Below are 19,546 nucleotides of genomic sequence, written 5' to 3'. Positions count from 1 at the left end.
GCGCCTCGCTAAAGCTGCGTCTGCGCGGTCTTCTGCAGGCTCGGGCCTGGGCTCGCGCCGTTTTTCTCCGGGCGCAGGCGCCAGGGGTTCACGGCGTGCCTGCCCGATCCCTTCGGCAGGGCCTCGCCCTCCTTGGGCATCGGCGCGCGCTCGGCGAGCAGCCAGCGGAAGAACGCGTCGGCCCACGCGGTGCCGCCGGCGGCGTCGGGGTGGATGCCGTCGGGCTGGCGCGAGATCGGGCCGGCGTGCGCGTCGGAGTCGAAGAAGCGGCAGGGCGAGGTGTGCTTGCGGAAGATCTCGATGATGCCGGTGTCCTTGCGCCAGAGCGGCGGCGAGACCCACACGCAAGGCCTGTTGCCGACGATCTTGACCAGCCGCTCGACCGCGTCGGCGCGCGCCGCCGGATCGGTCAACGTCACCTCGTTCGCGCCGAGGTTGATGATCACGAGATCGGGGTGGTAGTCGCCGACGAGCTTCGCGAGCTTCAAGTGCCAGCTCGTGGTGTACGAAGCCTGCTCGGAGCGGACCTCGTAGAGCGCGCCGACCGCCTTCATCTTGGGCCGCAGCGCCTGGGAAAAGCCGGCCATGAGGAACGAGTCGCCGATGTGCAGGACGATGGAGCGAGGCTCGATCGGCGGCGCCGCCTCCGCCGGGACCTCCCCTGCCGCACCCACGGGCACGGCCGCAGGCGCAGCCGTGGAAGCCCCCGCCGTCTCCGGGGCCGGAGCCGCGGCCGCAGCCACCGCAGGGGACGTGCGGGCCTCCGGAGGCGCGGCGACGTCGCCCTGTACGTGCGTGGCGCTTGCGGGCGTGCCAGGCTGCGCCTCCGGAGGCGCGGCGGAGGCGCACGCGCCAACGAGGTAGAGAAGCGTGGGCGCGAGGAGCGGAGCAAAGCTCGAAGAGCGCATCGGAGGTCCCAGGGCTCCGCACTCTAAGCCACACTTCGTCCGAGCCGCAAAGAATCGGCCCGCCTCGGGCGGGCCTGCACGAGGAACTTCGAGGGCATGAATTTCAGGCTGTTCGGCATCGACGTCGAGGTCCAGGCGAGCTTCTGGTTCACCACGGTGCTGCTCGGCATCAATTTCGTGGACCTGTCGCGCGGGCCCGCCGGTCTCCTGCCGCTCGCCGTGTGGGCGCTCGTCGTGCTCGTGAGCGTCCTCGTCCACGAGCTCGGCCACGCGCTGGCAATCCGGCGGCACCGTATCCAGCCGGAGATCACGCTCTACCTGATGGGCGGCGTGACCCGCTGGCAGCAGGTGCTCCCGCTCCGGCGCATCGACCACATCCTCATCAGCCTGGCCGGTCCCTTCGCGGGTTTCGCCTTCGCGAGCCTGTTCTTCGGGCTCGACTACTGGCTCGACCACCACGCGCCGGCCCAGGTCGCTGCGCGTATCCCCGCGATCGGCCGCTTCGCGCTCGACGTGCTCATCTACGTCAACTGGTACTGGGGCCTCATGAACCTCCTGCCCGTCCTGCCCCTCGACGGCGGGCACGTGCTCGAGCAAGCGCTCGGCCCGCGGCGCGTCCGGCTCGTGGCAGGCGTCTCGATGCTGGCAGGGTTCGCCGTGGTGCTCTACGCCCTGAGCGTCCAGCCGAGAAACCTCTTCCTGGCCGTCATGTTCGGCATGCTCGCGTTCCAGAGCCTGCGGCGCCTGCAAACGCTCGGGCCCGGCGACACCGAGGAGGACCCGCGGCCACGCGCGCCGATGCCCGACGTCGAGCCTGCACTCCCAGGCGAGCTGCTCTCGCTCCTGCTCCGCGCCCGGCAAGCCGTCGCAGATGAGGACCTCGGTCGCGCGCGGAGCCTCGTCCAGGAAATCTTCTCCTACGAGCAGCGAACAGGCGAGCCGCTCCCGCCGCGCGGGCGCCGCGAAGCCTTCGAGGTGCTCGGCTGGGTCGCGCTGGCCGCGGACCACGTCGACGAAGCAGCCCAACGCGTGGCCGAAGCGCGCAAGCTCGGCGAGGTCGATCCGGCACTCATGGGCGCAGTGCATTTCGCCAAGCGCGAGCTCAGCGCAGCGCGCCGCGTGCTCGAAGCAGCACGCGCGAGCGGCGACGATCGCAAGGAGATCGTGGGCCCACTCGTGCAAATCCTCATCGAGCAAGGCGAGATCGCGCGGGCCTCAGCGATCGCCTATGACATCGTCGACTCCCTCAGCGAAGACGACGCGCGCAAGATGGCGAAGCTCGCCTTCGACGGTCGCGCCTTCGACTGGTCAGCCCGCCTCTCCGAAGCCGTCTTCGAAAGGCAAAAGAGCGCCGAAGACGCCTACGAGGCAGCCCGCGCGCACGCGCAAGACGGCGCCTACGAGCGCGCACTCGACATGCTGCGCAAAGCCGTCGAAGCCGGCTTCAGCGACCGAGGCCGCGTCTGGTCGGACAAAGCACTCGAAGCACTGCGCGCACGAAGCGGCCTCGAAGCCGTCGTCCCGCGCCCGTGACGTCGCGCCGGGGCGCTGCCCCGGACCCCGCGGGGGCTATCCGCCCCTCGACCCGGACCAGGCACGGCCTGGACCGAGGTGGAAGAACTGCGCATCGCGCAGTTCTTCCAACGGGCCGGTGGCAAGACCAGGAAGGTCATCGCACGCAGCGGCACGTTGCCGCTCGAAACGTCAGCGCTGCCGTCTTGGTGGGCAGGATCGTCGCCGGTCTTGCCCCTGGCTGTTCGATGAACTGCGCACCGCGCAGTTCATCGATCCTGGGTCCAGCGCCTCGCTGGTCCGGGTGCAGGGGCGGATAGCCCCTGCTGGGGTCTGGGGCAAAGCCCCAGCGAGGCGCCTCCGACGCGCCTCACTGCCCGGTCGAACCGTACCCGCCGGCGCCGCGCGTTGTGTCGTCGAGCGACTCGACGATGACGAGCTCGGCGCGCGCGACGGGACAGATCACGAGCTGTGCGATTCGCTCCCCGCGACGTACGACGAAGGGTGCGTCGCCGTGGTTGATGAGCAGCACCATCAGCTCGCCGCGGTAGTCTGGATCGATCGTCCCTGGCGCGTTCAGCACGGTGATCCCGTGCTTCAGCGCGAGGCCCGAGCGGGGCCGCACCTGCCCTTCGTATCCTTCGGGGATGGCGACACGTAGACCTGTCGGCACGAGCCTGCGCTCGCCGCGGCCGATCGACACGTCGTCGACCACGGCTGCGCACAGATCGAGACCGACGGCGCTTGCGGACTGGTATGCCGGCAGCGGCGTGTCCGGGCTGCCTACGCGTACGCAGGGGATGCGCACGGGTCCTCGGGCTGTCACTTCTTCTTCTTCGACAGCAGATCGCCGAGCGTCCCGAACCCGCGCGGCTCGGGCTTCTTCGCGCCGCCTTGCGGCGCCTTCTTGCCATCGGCCTTGGGTTTGTCTGCTGCGGCTTCGGCCTTCTCGGCGCCGCCGTCCTTGAACTTCTCGAACGAGTTGCGCTCCTCGTCGCGCGCGACCGCGGTGATCGACAGGCGGATTTTGCCTTCCTGGTCGATGTTCACGATCTTTGCTTCGACCTCTGCGCCGACCGTGAAGTGCTTCTTCAGGTCTGCGCCGCGCGGCGTGCCGGTCTCCACGGTGGGGATGAGACCACGACCGCTCCGCCCTTGGGTGCCTGCGATCTGCACGAACACGCCGTAGCGCTCGACGCCGGTGACGCTGCCCTTGACGCGCGCGCCTTCGACGAGGACGGGGGACTGGCCTTTGGCGCCGAGGCCGATGGAGGTGGTGAGTGGATCGCCTTCGGCGTTGCGGATGAAGAGGGGGCTCAGGCGGACCTGGCCGGTGCCGCGCTCGATGGCGGCGACGGTGGCGCTCACCTTGTTCCCGACGGCGACGAGCAGCTTGCCGTCGGGATCGGTGAGGTCGATCCGTTCGAAAAAGCCCTCCTGCTTGCCGCCGAGGTCTGCGAAGACGGCGTTTTGGGCGACGACGACGATGGTCACTTCGAGCTTGTCGCCCACGTGGAAGCGGCGTCGCTCCTGGCGACCGCCGCCCGCTTGCTCGAACAGGGCCCCGAAGGACTCCGACGTTTCCCGGCGCTCGGACATGGTGGACCGCCTCTTAGCGCGGCTGCGGCAGGAAGGCGAGGGAACGGATGCGGAGGCGAAAGCGGCGGTGGAAGCAGGGACGGGGGCGGAGGCGGAGGTGGGGGGTGCGGGTGTGGGGGCGGAGGCGGGAGAGGGTGGACGGACGGAGGGGTCGTTTCCTGCTTGTCGCAGACGGGCCGGATCGTGCTAGGGTGCGCCCGCGATGTGCCGGTGGGACCACCCCGCCGGAACGTCCAGGGTCGATAGCTCAGTCGGTAGAGCTGCGGGCTTTTAACCCGTAGGTCCAGGGTTCGAGTCCCTGTCGACCCACCAAAGCGGAAGTCGTTGAGGCGTTGGCTCCTGGGAGGAGCCCCCTCGACGGCCTCTCGCATAGCTGATCGGAGGGGGTTCCGAGCGGGTCGAGGACCCTTGCGACCCACCATGCCGACGGGGTGGAGCTGGTCGAGGACCGTCACGACTAGCTCCGGCGACGGCTGCAAGCAGGTCGAGGACCCTTGCGACCCATCGCGCCGACGGCTGCGACCCTGGTCGAATAGGCTCGTGATCCCCTGCAACGAGGGCTGCGAGCCGGTCGACGACCGTGGCAACCAACCCCGGCGAGGGCTTCAAGCCGCTCGACGACCGCCACGACCTACCCCGGCGACGGCTGCGACCCTCTTCGAGGAGGGTAACGACCCACCACCACGATCGCTCCGGGCAGGTCGACGACTGTCACCACCCTCCCGGTGACGGCTGCGACCCTCTTCGAGGAGGGTCACGTCCCACCACGACGAGGGCTTCGAGTTTCTCGGAGAGGGTGTTCATCATGTCGCACTTCACCAAACACCTTCCCTTACTCTCTGCCCCGTGTCGCCCTTCCTCAGGATCCCCTCGTCCTCCTGGATCGCGAGCAACGCCCTCGCCTTTGCGGTCCCGGACCTCTACCCGGTGAGCCGCGGCCACACCCTCGTCATCCCGCGCCGCCTCGTTGCGACCTGGTTCGACGCCACGCCCGAGGAGCAGAGGGCCCTCTTCGAACTCGTCGACGACGTCAAACGCAAGCTCGACGCGGAGCTATCCCCGGACGGCTACAACATCGGCATCAATGCAGGTGAAGCCGCAGGACAGACCGTCATGCACCTGCACGTGCACGTCATCCCACGGTATCGCGGCGACGTCGACGATCCCCGCGGCGGCGTGCGGCATGTCATTCCGGGCAAAGGCAACTATCTCGCGAATCGCTCCCCTCCCCTCGCGCAAGGCGGCACGGACGATCCTTTCCTCGCCCATCTCGCCCCCCTCTTTCGTCGCGCCACGGACATCGCCATTCTCGCAGCCTTCACGCAGGAACGAGGGCTCGACCTCCTGGAGACGCACGTCTTTGCCGCCCTCGCGCACGGAGCCCGGGTCCGGCTCGTCACCAGCGATTACCTCCAGATCACGTCCGCCGAAGCGCTCCGAATGCTGCTCGATTGGATGGGTATGGTGGCCACGCTCGCCGAGGCCAGAAAACTTTCAGGGTCCTTCGAGGCACGCATCGTCGAGATCGCGGAGCTCCCCAAAGGCATCCCGTCGTTTCACCCGAAGTCGTGGCGTTTCGCCGGCCCCGGCTTCGGGGCGGCGTTCGTCGGCTCCAGCAACATCTCTCAGCCTGCACTCGGCGCGGGTGTCGAGTGGAACCTGCGGATCGAGAAAGACCGCGATCCAGACGCATACCAGGCGATCGCCTTCGCCTTCGATCGCTGGTGGAATGCGGCGTCGCCGCTTTCTCCCACCTGGATCGATGCGTACGAGAAACGACCTCGCCCCTCGCCGGCGCTCCCTCCCTCTTCCTCCCCGGAACGGGAAGACCTGCCGCCACCGCCTCCCGAGCCGCACGAACTTCAATGCGAGGCCCTCGCGGCGTTGCGGCGCAGTCGCGAAAGCAGCCACCCGCGTGCGCTCGTGGTGCTCGCTACCGGGCTTGGCAAGACATGGCTCGCAGCGTTCGACGTCTCCGCGTGGAGCGTGGAGAACAAGAAGCGTCCACGTGTGCTCGTTCTCGCCCATCGCGAGGAGCTGCTCGTCCAGGCCGCGAAAACCTTCCGAAGGTTGCCGCTCACGGCGAACGCACGCTTCGGCTGGTTCGTCGGAGACAAGAGCGATTTGTCGGGTCAAGTCGTTTTTGCCTCCGTGCAGAAGCTCTCGCGCCCCGACCATCTCGCACGCCTCACGCCCGACGGCTTCGACTACGTCATCGTCGACGAGGTCCACCACGGCACGGCGCCCAGCTATCGCAGCATCATCGACCGGCTCACACCTCGGTTTCTCCTCGGCCTCACTGCGACGCCGGAGCGGGCCGACGGTGCCGACGTGGCGGGGCTCTTCGACGACCACGTCGCTTACCGCGCCGATCTCGGCGTGGGGATCCAGCAAAAGCATCTCGTGCCCTTCTCCTACTTCGGGCTCAAGGACGACACGAATTATGGATCCATCCCCTTCCGCAATCGTCGATTCGACCCGTCGGCCCTCGAAGAAGCCATCGACACGGACGCTCGGCTCGAACGGATGTTCCGCGCCTGGCAAGAGCATCCCGGCCAGCGCACGCTCGTCTTCTGCGGCTCGATTCGCCACGCCGAACATGCCTGCGCTTTTCTGAAGGAAAAAGGTGTCCGCGCAGCCTCCGTTCACTCGGGCCCGACCTCGGCGGCGCGCGAGGATGCCATCCAAGCCCTCGTCGACGGGACATTCGACGCGCTTTGCACCGTGGACCTCTTCAATGAAGGGATCGATGTCCCCCTCATCGACCGCGTCGTGATGCTCCGTCCCACGGAATCACCCGTCGTTTTCCTCCAGCAGCTCGGCCGAGGCCTACGCTCCGCCAGCGGAAAAACGCGGCTCGTCGTGCTCGACTTCGTGGGCAATCATCGGGTCTTTCTGGAGCGCGTGCGCACGCTGATCTCGCTCGGCCCCGAGCCCACGAGCTTGCGTGACTTTCTGGAGGACGACCAGGCCGCGAGAATGGCCCCCGGGTGTACCATCGACCTCGAACTCGAAGCCAAGGATCTTTTGGCGAAGTTGCTTCCGCCGCAGGGGGGAAGCCCGGCGGAGCAGGCCTACCGCGATCTACGCGAGGTCCGGGGGCAGAGGCCACTCGCAGGCGAGCTGTACCGCATGGGGTATAGCCTCAAGAAGCTGCGCGACGCGCACGGGGGCTTTTTCGATTTCGTGGCCTCCATGGGCGACCTCGACGAGACGGAAACACGTGTCCTCGACGTGGCGGACGAATTTCTCCGCGAGCTCGAGGTCACCGCCATGAGCAAGTGTTACAAGATGGTGACCCTGGAGGCATTGCTCGAAGCGAATGCGCTTCGAGACGGCCTCCCCACGGTCGACCTCGCGCAAAGAAGCTACGCCGTCATGGCTCGGTCCCCCGAGCTCTTGCGAGATCTGGAAGGCGTGACCGATTTCCCGGATGTGCATGCGCCGGACATGCGCCGCATCGCCGCGTACTGGCGAATCAACCCGATCGCCGCATGGACCAGCGGGCCAGGGAAGCGTTTTTTCGCGCTGGAAGGCGACCGCTTCGTCTCGCGCATCCCCTGCCCTCCCGGCGGCGAAAAGGCGCTTTCGTCGATGGTGCGCGAACTCGTCGACTACCGGCTCGCGATGTACCGCGCGAGGCAATCCGAAAATGTCGCCGGCGTGTCGTTCTCGGCAAAGGTCCTCTGGAACAAGCGGGACCCCATTCTGAAGTTGCCGACGCATCAAGGTCGAGAGGAGATCCCTCGCGGCGAAACGACCGTACGCCTCCCGGACGGCACGCCGTGGCTCTTCCGCTTCATGAAGGAGTATTGCAACGTCGCCCGTCCCGTGGGTTCGCACAAAAACGAGCTGCCCGATCTCCTGCGGCGCTGGTTCGGGCTCGCGGCGGGGAAACCCGGCACGAATTTCCGCGTTCGTTTCACGCATTCTCCCCAGGGGCTCTGGATCGAACCGGACGAACCGCTCGCCAGTGCCGATACCCCCCGAGGCCTCCTCCTCACGTTTCCGACGCTCCGCGCAGCCGCAGGCTCGACGCGGGCTCCCATCACGCTCGCGCCCGAGGGGGAGCAGGTCCGGCTGCCAACGAAGGCGCGTGGGGAGGGCTTGTTCGCCGTGCGCGCGACGGGCGATTCCATGAACGGCGGCAAGGAGCCAATCCGCGATGGTGATTGGCTCGTGATGCGATTTGCACGGAGCGCCTCCCGCGAAGCCATCGGGGGCAAGATCGCCCTGGTCGAGGTGCCGGATTCTCATCTCGGCGCGAGTTATCTGATCAAGCGTCTCGTCCGAGAGGACAAGCTGTGGATCTTGCGCTCGGAGAACCCGGCACACGCTTCGATCGACGCGACGGCGGAAACCGTGCCCATGGCCACCCTCGTGGAGGTGGTGAAGCCCGAATCCCTCGGGCCCGAGGTCGGCGCGATCATCGAGAACGAAAAGCTCGCGGCGTCCTTTGGCCTCTCGGAGCCTCCGCAAACCGGGCGGGTCGACGGGCATCTGTTCCTGCTCATCGAAGAAACAGGCAGGCTCATTGCACCGGACCGGATCCGATTCCCCGGCATCGAGCCTCGGCCCGGCGAAACCGCGTTCGTCCTGACGCGAGCGGACGGCTCGAACCCATGGCGTCACGCAGGTGTCGCCCGCTTCTTGGAGGAGGATGGATCATGGGCATGCGCGGGAATCGACTTTCCCACGTTTCGTGCGCTCGGCGAAGGTCGCGAGGCGTCTCGCACACTCGCGCGAACCATCGAGGATCGGGCCCGTCGTCTCGTCGAGGATCTGCTCCGCAAGAAGGGAGCCGGCTCCCTCGTCGAGCGGGAAGGAAAGCGCTTCCGGATCGTCGGGCCGGCCAAGCGAGGGGGGCTGCGTATCGACGGCGGGCCCGGTGGATTCGAGGAACGAACCGTGTCGCTCACGGATATCGGCTGGGTCCTGTCCGCGCTCTCCGAGGTGAACGAGGAGCCGCGCCTGCTCCAGGAAGAGCTCGTTCACCGCTTGCGATATCTAGAAGGCACGCCGAAGGGCTCGACGCGTTACATCGATACGGCCTGGGCCCTCCTGCTCGTGAAAGAGGCGTCCGCCGCGAAAGGCAGCCCTGCCGATGGTTGAATCTCCTTGACAGATCCTCTCGAACCCACCCTCCCGCCTCGGTTTATCCGCCGGGGGACGATCTCTGCATGAAATGAACAAAGGCCACGCAGCGCCCCCAGAATCGAGGCGCCGCGCGGCCTTCTTGATGGCGCGCAGCTCAGCGCGTCAACGCATCAGGGCGCCACGCAGATCGCGAGCGACCAGTTGTTCAGCGTGCCTGAGACGTACTCCTCGTCGTCGCTGACGACGAGCTTCCACGCCCCTGCGGACGCTTGCCCGTTGAGCGTGGCGAGCGGCGCCTCCGGCGTGTAGCACCCGGTGAAGGGCGGCATCCCGGCGGTGATGGGGTTCGCGCAGGTGTCGTCGAGGACCGTGTTCACGTAGTTGACGCCGTCCTCGCCGTTGTCGCTGGTCAGGTCGATCAACGTGCCCGCCGGCGACGTGAGCTCGACGTCCACGTCCTCGATCCAGAGGTGCGAGATGTTGAGCCGCACCGCCGCGCGCTGGATGGTCCCCGTGACGCCCGCGTTGATCGTGCTCGACGTGAAGTCCCAGTCGGGGATCGCCAGGGGCGTGTCCTTCGACGTGTACACCACGAGCTTCTCCCCCGCGGCGCACGGGGTCGCGAGGCCGCAGCCGAACGCGCACTCCGAGTCGGCGCAGTCGATGCTGCCGTCGCTGTCGTCGTCGATGCCGTCGTTGCAGACCACCTCCCGAAGCTGCTCGCAGGTCGCGGTGCAGCCCGGGGTGCCGTCGCACTCCTCGGTGCCCTCCTTGACGCCGTTGCCGCAGAGCGCCGTGATCTTCACCTGGAGCTTGTAGGCGGGGATGACGGTGTTGTCCTGGTAGTCGATCACCTTCACGCGGTAGGTCCCCGCGGGGAGCCTGCGCGCGTAGGTGTTGACGGCCGGGTTGATCCGCGAGCAGTTGCTGATTCCTCCCTGATCCTGCTCCGGGCCGACCGGCGTCGCGCAGTCGGAGTAGAGCTGGATCACCGTGTCGACCGACACGCAGTTGCCGGGGCCGTTCGCGTCGAACGTCTCGAGCCACACGTCGGCCGTGCCCGGCAGCGTGAAGGCGTACCAGTCGTCGTCGCCGATCGGCGTGATCGCGCCGCTGAGGAGCAGGCCGTCGGCGCCCAGGGGCACCGGGAACGGGCCGGTCGCGGCGGCGCAGGTGTCGTTCGGCTCCACCTCGGGCTTGCCCTCGAGCATGCAGTTGGAGGCGCAACCATCGCCGTTCGCCACGTTGCCGTCGTCGCACTGCTCCGAGCCCGCCTTCACGCCGTCGCCGCAGAGCGCGTTGAACGAGATCTGGACGGTGTAGCTCGGGATCTGGCCGTTGTTCTGGTAGTCCTCGACGCGCACGTAGTACGTGCCCGGGGCCACGCGCCGGAGGGGCGCGTTGGCGGTCGAGGTGAGCATCGAGCAGCTATTGATGCCGCTCTCGTCGTCCGTGGCGAGCACCGTGGTGCAGTTCGACCCGCGGAACTCGATGACCGTGTCGATGCTGGCGCAGGTGCTCCCCGTGCCGTCGAAGGTCTCGATCTTGAGATCCGCCGTCGCGGGCACGGTGAAGGCGTAGAAGTCCTGATCGCCGACCGGCCGGATCGAGCCCCGGAACGTCACCGGCGCCGCGACCGCCGCCGGCGCCGCGGCGCAGGTGTTGTTCGGCTCGATCTCGCAGCCCGCCTCGATCATGCAGCCCGCGGCGCAGCAGTCGCCGGCCGCCTGGTTGCCGTCGTCGCACTGCTCGACGCCCGTCTGCTGGTAGCCGTCGCCGCAGGTCGCCACCTGGCAGCCCGCGACGCACCCGTCGGTGTTGATCTGGTTGCCGTCGTCGCATGCCTCGACGCCGGCCTGCTGGAAGCCGTCGCCGCAGGTCGCGGTCTTGCAGCCCGTGACGCACCCGTCGGTGTTGTCCTGGTTGCCGTCATCGCACTGCTCGGCGCCGTTCTTCACGCCGTCCCCGCACACGGGCGCCTGGCAGACGTTGCCCGTGCAGACGCCGCTCGTGCAGTCGGCGTTGCCGGTGCAGGGGAGGCCGTCGCCGCAGGGGCCGCAGGTCGGGCCGCCGCAGTCCAGGCCGATCTCGGTGCCGTTCAGCTTGCCGTCGTTGCAGGCCGGCGCCGCGCAGACGCCGCTCTTGCAGACGTCGCTCGTGCAGTCCGTGTCGATCGAGCAGGTCTTCGTGTCCGCGCACTTGTTGCAGAGCGGGCCGCCGCAGTCGGCGTCGGTCTCGTTGGCGTTCTTCACGCCGTCGGTGCAGGTCGGCACGCAGACCGAGCCCGAGCAGGTACCGCCCACGCAGTCGCCGTCGACGGAGCAGCCCTTCTCGGGGCCGCAGGGCGAGCAGCTCGGGCCGCCGCAGTCGACGTCGGTCTCCTCGCCGTTCTTCACGGTGTCGGTGCAGGTCGGCGGCACGCACACGCCGCCCGTGCACACGCCGCTCTTGCAGTCCGACGGAAGGGCGCAGGGGGACGCGTCGTTGCAGGGCGTGCAGTCCGAACCGCCGCAATCGATGTCGGTCTCGCTCCCGTTCTTCACGGCGTCCATGCACGAGGCCGCAACACACGTGTTCGACACGCAGACATTGCTCGCGCAGTCGGCCGCCTGGATGCACTCGACACAAGCGCCCTCGCCGTCGCACACCTTGCCGACGCCGGCGCTGCAGGCCGTGCCCGCCGCGGCGTTGTTGTTGATGGGCGCGTCGCCGTCGCAGAGGTCGGCGGTGCAGGGGTTCTCGTCGTCGAGCACGTCGGTCGCATCGGAGACGCTCGTGATCTCGCCCATGCCGTCGCACACGCTCTGCTTGCAGTCGCCGGCCGACTGATCGGTCGTCGCCGTGCCCTGGGCCGCGTAAGCGACCCCGCAGACGCCCGCGTCGCAGGTGCGGCTCGCGCAGTCGGTGTCGGTCCCGGGGCAGTCCTCGGGCGCCATGCACTCGCTGGTGCTGCCGCCCTGACCGCCCTGGCCGCCGCTGCCGCCGCCGCCCTGGTTGCTGCCGCCGCCCTGGTTGCTGCCGCCGCCGCCTTGGTTGCTGCCGCCGCCGCCCTGGTTGTTGCCGCCGCCGCCCTGGTTGCTACCGCCGGCGCCTGCACGGCCTCCCGTGCCTTCCGGGTCTTCCCCGGAGCAGCCGGAGAGCGACCCCAGGCCCGCGGTGAGCACCGCCGCTGTTGCCAGCGATGCCAGAAACCTCGTCACCGAGGAATTGAGTCTACCGTTTCTCCTCACCATCCACCTCTTTGAAAGAAAGGGAGGAATCGTAAATTTGCACCTCCATAGACCCGAAGTTTTTCGGCGGCGTCAAGACATACCCGTCTGCCCTCGAAAGAAACGACCGGCATGTGACCCAGGGTTCGTCGGAGCGGATCGCATCGACGCACCCCCGACGTTCCGCTCTCGTTGTCCCGCGACGTAACGGCTCCCTCGTGCAGCGGTGTTTTTCCGTACCGAACACCACGTCCACGCGAACGGGGCCTCTTGCGCGTGACGCAGGCGCGGTTGTGATTCGCGGGGGCGTGATACGATCCCACGGGCCATGGATACGCCCCCGTGTTCCCTGCCGTTCCGGCGCGACGATCGGTTCGTCGGCCGTGGAGCCGAGCTCGCGCAGATCCACGCGGCCCTCCAGCGCAGCAATGTCATCGTCGTGCGCGCCGCGCGCGACGTGGTGGGTGGGGGCGTGGGGGTGACGGCGCTCGTCGTCGAGTATGCCTATCGCTACCACGAGGCGTACCGCGGCGTGTTCGGGGTGGTGCATGAACAATTGCCCGGTAGGCGCGGCTGGGACGCGGACGCATGGCAGGCGCGCTCCCGCCGCGCGCTTTCGCCGTGGGGCGAAAGCGACGTGCGCAACAGGATGCGGCAGGCAATGCCGCAGCAGCGTTCGGAGCCGCCGCTCGGGCTCTTCGTATCCCTCGGCGGGGCTTTGCCGTCGAAGAGCCCCGCGCAGATTCGCGGCGCCGAGAAGGCGCTCTTCACCACGGAGGGTTATGATCTCGCGCTCTCCTGTACGACGGTCGAGATCGGTCCCTTGCAAAAGCGCGACGCTTTCGCGTTGCTCGGGCCCTGCGTGGATCGTGATCCCGCCAGCGCCCGGGCCCTCGTCGACGCGACCCGCGGGATCCCGCTCGCGCTCCGCCTCGTGACGGGGACGCTCGACGAGGACCCGGGACGCAGCCTTCGCGACATCTTGCCGTTTTTCTCGGCCGTCGACGACACGGCGTCGCCCGGGGCGGCCATCGACAGCGCGTTCCGGCTCTCGTGGGATACGCTCGTGAACGAGGAGGCCCGACGTGTCGTCCGGCTCCTCTCGCTCTTGCCGGCGCGCATGGCGAGCTCGATGGCACAGATCCAATCGCTCCTGAGCGACGACGGCGACGATGCGGATCGCCTCGCGACCGGCGTCTCCTTGCTGCTCCGACGAAAGCTGCTCGAAGAGCGATCCGACGGCAGGGTCTCCTTGCACCCGCGGATCGCAAAACTCGTCAAAGCCACGGTCCACGACGTCGAGGCGTTCGTCACTTCCTGTGACGAGCGCCTTTCAAGACGGATGGCCGATCTCGATTGGCTCGAGGAAGCGGTCCACCTGCGCGGGGTGCCGGCGGTCCTCGAGGACGCGGGTGCCGTCGTATGGCTTTTCTCTCATAACAACATGGGATACCCGTACGAGCATCCGATCCGCCCGGTCGTCGATCTCCTCCGGTGCATCGCGCAGCGGCGCCGGGAAGCGTCACGCACGCACACGCTCTTCCTGCAGCAGATCGCACTCGCAGACGTCATGGGGCGTCCGGGGGAAAACGTGCCGGCCGAGCTTTGCGTCCAGGCGCGACGCCGACTCGAGGAGCGCGACGAACCGCGCTTCTTGCCCTGTACACGTCCCAAAGGGGCGGTTGTCGGCGTCGATAGAAGTCCGGGCTGGAGCGCCGCGGCCTTTTGCCTGGATGGCTGCCATGCGATCACCGTGGCGCAGAACGGACACGTGGCGATATGGGACGTCACGCGCGGAGAAAAGGTCGAAGAGCGGTCCCTCGACGCTTCCTTCCGCGAAGCGCTCGTGATCGCCCCGGAGGGCCTCGTGCTCGCAGGCGAGACGAATCGGGGCATCGAGCTGTTCGATCTCACGGACGGCGCCTCGCTCGGCGTCGTGACCCCGAACCGAGGCCAGATCGCACTCACGCCCGACGGACGACACCTCGCGCTCGTGGCGTCGGACGCCACGCTCACGCATTACGATCTTCGCAAGCCCACGCCTCCCCGACAAACACGGATCGAGAAGGCCTCCGTGAATGTCTCCTCCCGCTCGCGAAGCCCGAGGATCGCCCTCTCGAACGACGGGCAGCGCGTCTTCGTGCTCACGGACAACCATGATCTTTGCATCTGGGATACGGCGAAGGAGCGCTACGAACTTCGTACCCTCCAGGATCCCAGCATGCAGCATTTGATGCCGCGGCACGCCATGGCATCCCACGACTCGCGCTACGAGCCGGTGCTCGTCGTGTCCCGAGATGGCCGGGTCGCCGTTTTCACGCTGTTCGACAAGCTCGTCGCCTGGGAGTTCGCGCCCCAGGCCCACAGCCGTGTCCTTTGCGATCTGAACGAAGACGTACACTCGTTGGCCATGACGGGGGACGGGGTCTACATCCTCGTCATCTCGGAGGGTTGCGCGTTCATCTGGGAGCGCGCGTCGGGCCAGCTCGTCTCCGTGGCTCCCATCGAGGCAAACCCCGTTTTCAGGCTCGAAGAATTCCCGCTCTCCATCTCGCGTGACGGCCGCAGGATCCTGATCGCAACGCGCCACCCGATCTTCCTGACATGGCAGCATCACGACAAGAACAAGGGAGGGTTACGCCTCTAGATGAATAAAATGCACGCGTGACAAAACGAAGTTGTCGAACACGATGGTCCCCACGGCCTGCGGAGGCGGGATCGGGTATTTTTCGAGGACCCCGTGGTGCCTGCCTGCGAGGACAACGGTACGCCCCTCGGGCGTCATGGCGACGAAGCTCGGGCGATCGTACACCGGGAATGGGAGGGACAGCTCGGCCTCCAGGCGGTCGGCCTCGACGTTCCAGATCTGCAGGTAGCTCCCCAGCGTCGCCATGAAACGGCCATCGAAGCTCGCCGCGACGACGTGGCCCCTCATGGCGTGCGTTTTCTTCGAGAACGATCTCGTGATCGAGCCCCGAGAAAAATCGACGAGGACCGCCCCTTGCTGCGTGGCAAACCAACCACGACGACCGGAGCACACGGCGACGAGGGTCGCTCCTCTTTCGAGCATGCCGTCGAGCGGCTGGACAACGGCGCCCGTCGCGAAATCAACGAGCTCGAGCGCCGTGCTCCGTTGGATGAGCACGTGATCCGGGTCGAGAAAGGTCGCCGATGCCCGCCCGGCGCCGTGGTCCGTGCGTACGACCTGCGCGTTTTCGAGGTCCCAGAACAGCGGGCCTTTCTCTCGTGAGATCAGCGCGCGGCGGCCGTCCTCCGAGATCGACGCAGCCACCCGATGGCCGACCGGCGCTTCGAATGTGCGCAGGAGGTTCCCGCTGTCCAGGTCGAGCACGTGCACCGCGCCTTCGCCGACGATGTAGGCGCGGCGTCCTGCGATCCTGAAACGCTCGTTCGGGTGCTTTACGCCGTCGGGCAACCGCAGCGTCCGCACGGGCTCCCCCGTCTTCACGTCCCACACGGCGAGATCCTTGCCGCTCCCGCACGTGGTGATCACCTGCTCCCCCTCCGGCGTCATGACGAGGACAGAGATCTCCACATCCTCCCGGGCCGGACCCGTCTTCTCCTCGTACCGGGCCACCGGGCCATGCTCGACATCCCAAGAGAGGACCATGTGGTCCGCTCCCCCGGTGATCGCCGTCCTTCCATCGAGGCTCGCCGCCACCGCGGTGACGCGCCCCGTATGCCCCGTCGTACCATAATATTGATGGAGATACGGCTCCCCACCGGGCCGATGGCGCACGAGCCTCCGGCGGAGCTCGCCCGTCTTCAGGCTGTAGACCCTCGCGACGGCGTCCTTCTCGGCGACGATGCAATGCTCGCCGCAGGCGGCCACGGGCGCGGGATCCATGACCAGCGTCGCGCCGACCTCGCACACGACCGCGCCGCTCTCCACGTCCCGGAATCGCAGCCCGCCGAAGGGCCCCTTCGTGTGAACGAGCGTCCGCGAAGACGTGCGCGAAAATCCGAGCGGGGATTCGTGGATCCCGATCGATCGAACGACGGCGCCGGAATCCACCTCGAACCACCATATCGTCCCGCGCGGCGAGGCGACCATCACCCGGCCGTCGTCCTCGGAGAACGCCAACGCCGCCACGGACATCGGCCACCACGGGACCCCTGCATAGGGGGACAGGGACCGCAACGCGCGCCCCTTTCGTAGATCCCACACGCAAACGAATCCATCCTCGGCCGCAGAAACGGCGCGACGTCCGTCGGCGGAGATCGCGAGGGCATCCACGGGCGCGGCGTGCCCTTCGAGGGTGCACCATCGACGGCGCTCGTCGAGATCCCATACCTCGAGCGCGCCGTCCTCCGCGGCCGACAGGGCCATCCTCCCATCGGCCGAAAGGGCGAGGCGACGCAGCGGGGCCGAGCGGCCGCGCAGCTCGGCGAGAAGGCTCCTCGTCTCGACGTCGTACACGCAAAGCGAACCATCCGCCGCGCCCGAGACGGCGCGTGTTCCGTCCGCCGACACGGCCACGGCCGTCACCGTGGCATCGTGGATCCCGAGCAACTTCGGCTTTGCTTGCTGATGGTAGGTCCACCTCCGCAGCCAGGGCGCGTTCGCCTCGCGCAGCGCGGCCTCCACAGCCTCGCGCACGTCATTGCACCCGAGCTCCAGGGCCGCATCCCTCAATTGGGCGAGAAAGCGCGGATAACGCGCGAGCGCGCGCTTTCCCTCGGGGACGGTTTGCCCGAGACGTCGGCCGATGGCATCCACGTCGGGTTCATCCACGAGGCGAGGCGCTTCCGCCCCCAGGACCTGCGACAGCTCGGCGAGCCATCTCGGCGCAGCGGCCGCTCCCCTTTGCGCGAGTCGTTTTACCTCGACCACGACAGCGTCGACGCTCCGCGCCTCGATCTCCTGATAGAGCGCAGGCATCCTCGACAGCCAGGTCGTGACGCGGACGAAGCACGCCGCGACCCACGCAGGCTCGACCCCGAGCGCGCGTTGCCACGCCACCCCCGAGCGAAGGCGCGTCGCTTCCGGCGTCGATCGGGGACACAGGAGGCCATACCGATCGAGCTCCGCCCACGCATCGGCGACGTCTCCGACGGGCATGTCGAGCAGGCGCCCGAAGGCGCGGAGGGAGAGAGGTTCGTCGGCGAAGACCACGGCCGCCCGCAGCAGGGTCTCCGCATTCGGTGGCAATCCCTCTGAGACGAATGCGAGGAGCGCCCGGAGCGCGGCCTCGTGGGGTGTCGCAACGGAGGTTTCCGCCGGCATCCGCGCGGCCAGCGCCAGCAGGCCCCCTCGCGCATCGCCGGCCCCACGCGCCGCGACCGCGCGGCCCGCGACGTACGCCGGGGCAGGCATTCCCCCGAAGGCGCGGGTGATGGCCTCGGCAGCGGCGCGGATCTCCGGGGAGGGTTCGCTCGATCCGGCGGAACGAAGGAGCACCTCGGCAGCGTCCACCTCGTCAAGCGGGCCGAGCACGTGGTATCCGGGCGTTTGCCACGGCTCGAGTCGAGACGTGTGGATCACATGGGGGAGCACCTGCGCCTCCCGCATCGCCCCGCGTCGCAGAGACATGTCGACCCAGCGCGCGACCGTGGAACCACGATCGGTGGCCGTGTCGATGATGAGGAGACAGAGCGGGCGTCCTCTTATGGCGCGGCCCAGCGGCGCGAACCGGTCCTCGAAGGCCTCACGCCGCCGAGCGGCGCTCGGCTCGTCTGCGCCGATTTGCCTGTCGATTTGCGCGTCGATGTCTTCAATCCCGTCGAACCAGAACACACCCCCGGGGTACGTATCGCGATAGCGCCGCGCATATGCGGCCACGAACTCGGTCTTTCCAATCCCCGCGGCCCCCCCGATGCCCATCATGCTCGCGGGCCTGAACCAGCTCGGCGTCGCGGCGGAGAGAGCCTCGTGCAACGCGGCGAGCTCACGATCGCGCCCTGCAAAGGAGGGATTTTCGGGGAGGGGCACGCTGAACGGTATCGTCATCGGCGGCTCCGACGCGGGCGCCGGCGGGACGGGCACGTGCTCCGGCTGCCGCGGAGACGCCGCCGGAGGCATGCCCGTATATCCCCGCGCGAGGATCGCCCGCTGTCGGTCGAGGACCTTCGGCATGGATCCATCCGCAGACTTCCTGCCATCGGACGTGAACGAGCACGTGGACATCGTCCCCTGCGTCGTCCCCTCCTCCCCCGCCCCGGGATCCAGATAATGCTCCAGCGCGACCTCCGCGGGGTGGCGCAGCGTCTCCAGCACGGTAGACAGCTCGGTGGCGTTCTGATAACGATCGTCCGGGCGTTTGGCGAGGCACTTGGCGATCACCGCGTCGATCTGCCAGGGCAGCTCCGGACGCACGCCGGTCGGCGGCTCGGGCGTCGCGTGCAGGATGCGGTGGCCGATCTCCGTGACGTTGTCCGCCGCGAAGGGCGCGACCCCGGTGAGGAGCTGATAAAAGACGGAGCCGAGGGAAAACAAATCGCTCCGGGCATCCACGTTCTTGGCGGCCGTCAATTGCTCCGGCGACATGTAGAGCGGCGAGCCGAGGAACGCATCCGTGCGGGTGAGATCGATCTCCCCCTCCCCGGCTTTCGAGATGCCAAAATCGATCAGCTTGATGATCGGGGGCTTATCCGGTCGCTGCGCGAGGAAGAGGTTCGAGGGCTTGATGTCGCGGTGCACGACGCCGATCGCATGCGCGACCGAGAGGCCGGCGCAGGCCTGGATGACGTATTGCAGCGCCTCCTGAAAGGGCAACGCGCCGCGGCGCTCGAGCACCTTGCCGAGATCCTTGCCCTCGAGGTACTCCATGAGGATGTAAAGCTCGCCGGTGACGAGGCGCCCCACGTGGTGCACCTCCGCGACGTGCGGCGACCGGACGCGCTTCGTGATCTCCGCCTCGCGCCGGAACCGCTGCTCCGACGCGAGTCTTCCCGCCCTCTCCCCGACGAGCAACTTGAGCGCAAACCACGCGTCGTGCCCCGCATCCCGGACGGCGAGGACGAGCCCCATCCCGCCCTGACCGAGGACACGCTCGACGCGGTATCGGACATCCAAAACGCGGCCCACCCAGGACGTTTCCTCGACGGTCATCCTGCCCCGAGACTGTCAGAAGGCGCGCCCCGTAGCAACGTAGACCCGCCGCGCGCCCCACGATCCGCGAACGGAGAGGCCCCGCGCCGGTCGCGACGCAATACCACAAAGGTGGTATCGACATGGGACACGGCGCGAGCAGATAGCCG

The 19,546-nt window shown here is 68.0% G+C and carries 8 protein-coding genes and 1 tRNA gene; 4 read left to right on the top strand and 5 right to left on the bottom strand.

Annotated elements, in window-relative coordinates; translation table 11 throughout:
• Nucleotides 1-8: 8 nt before the first annotated feature.
• A complete protein-coding gene (locus QHF89_RS12185; protein ID WP_136968536.1) occupies nt 9-908 on the bottom strand; it encodes an SGNH/GDSL hydrolase family protein in 900 nt (299 codons plus the stop codon).
• Between the two features lie 96 nt (nt 909-1,004).
• Between QHF89_RS12185 and QHF89_RS12180 the strand changes: the two genes are divergently transcribed.
• Nucleotides 1,005-2,441, top strand: coding sequence for a site-2 protease family protein (locus QHF89_RS12180; protein WP_136968535.1), 1,437 nt, complete (start codon nt 1,005-1,007; stop codon nt 2,439-2,441).
• 349 nt (nt 2,442-2,790) lie between these two features.
• On the opposite strand, the gene dut is transcribed toward QHF89_RS12180, so the two are convergent.
• Nucleotides 2,791-3,228, bottom strand: a complete 438-nt coding sequence (dut, locus tag QHF89_RS12175; protein ID WP_136968534.1) for a dUTP diphosphatase — start codon at nt 3,226-3,228, stop codon at nt 2,791-2,793.
• Nucleotides 3,229-3,242: 14 nt separating this feature from the next.
• Entirely contained in the window at nt 3,243-4,019 is a 777-nt protein-coding gene (locus QHF89_RS12170; RefSeq protein ID WP_136930846.1) for a S1 RNA-binding domain-containing protein, read from the bottom strand.
• 236 nt (nt 4,020-4,255) lie between these two features.
• Between QHF89_RS12170 and QHF89_RS12165 the strand changes: the two genes are divergently transcribed.
• Together QHF89_RS12165 and QHF89_RS12160 are read left to right on the top strand one after the other, a co-directional pair.
• A tRNA-Lys gene (locus QHF89_RS12165) sits at nt 4,256-4,331 on the top strand.
• 534 nt (nt 4,332-4,865) lie between these two features.
• Nucleotides 4,866-9,131 (top strand): DEAD/DEAH box helicase family protein, encoded by a 4,266-nt coding sequence (locus QHF89_RS12160; RefSeq protein ID WP_284720398.1) that lies wholly within the window; start codon nt 4,866-4,868, stop codon nt 9,129-9,131.
• 155 nt (nt 9,132-9,286) lie between these two features.
• Here the strand turns inward: QHF89_RS12160 and QHF89_RS12155 are convergent, their stop codons facing one another.
• Entirely contained in the window at nt 9,287-12,316 is a 3,030-nt protein-coding gene (locus QHF89_RS12155) for a DUF4215 domain-containing protein (protein WP_284720397.1), read from the bottom strand.
• A gap of 337 nt (nt 12,317-12,653) precedes the next feature.
• Between QHF89_RS12155 and QHF89_RS12150 the strand changes: the two genes are divergently transcribed.
• Entirely contained in the window at nt 12,654-14,972 is a 2,319-nt protein-coding gene (locus QHF89_RS12150) for a WD40 repeat domain-containing protein (RefSeq protein WP_136968531.1), read from the top strand.
• Here QHF89_RS12150 and QHF89_RS12145 read toward each other — a convergent pair.
• The gene (locus QHF89_RS12145; RefSeq protein ID WP_136968530.1) at nt 14,961-19,397 is read right to left on the bottom strand and encodes a protein kinase domain-containing protein; all 4,437 of its coding nucleotides are present in this window, start codon (nt 19,395-19,397) and stop codon (nt 14,961-14,963) included. The two genes, QHF89_RS12150 and QHF89_RS12145, sit on opposite strands and share 12 nt — an antisense overlap.
• Between the last annotated feature and the right edge of the window lie 149 nt (nt 19,398-19,546).

The organism is Polyangium sorediatum, assembly GCF_029946465.1.
Lineage (GTDB): Bacteria > Myxococcota_A > Polyangia > Polyangiales > Polyangiaceae > Polyangium > Polyangium fumosum.
This window is presented reverse-complemented; position numbering and strand designations above follow the sequence as displayed.

What these genes read in the sequence shown, in the direction of transcription:
- QHF89_RS12185 (WP_136968536.1), bottom strand. Translation starts at nt 908, where the DNA reads ATGCGCTCTTCGAGCTTTGCTCCGCTCCTCGCGCCCACGCTTCTCTAC.
- QHF89_RS12180 (WP_136968535.1), top strand. Translation starts at nt 1,005, where the DNA reads ATGAATTTCAGGCTGTTCGGCATCGACGTCGAGGTCCAGGCGAGCTTC.
- QHF89_RS12170 (WP_136930846.1), bottom strand. Translation starts at nt 4,019, where the DNA reads ATGTCCGAGCGCCGGGAAACGTCGGAGTCCTTCGGGGCCCTGTTCGAG.
- QHF89_RS12150 (WP_136968531.1), top strand. Translation starts at nt 12,654, where the DNA reads ATGGATACGCCCCCGTGTTCCCTGCCGTTCCGGCGCGACGATCGGTTC.
- QHF89_RS12145 (WP_136968530.1), bottom strand. Translation starts at nt 19,397, where the DNA reads ATGACCGTCGAGGAAACGTCCTGGGTGGGCCGCGTTTTGGATGTCCGA.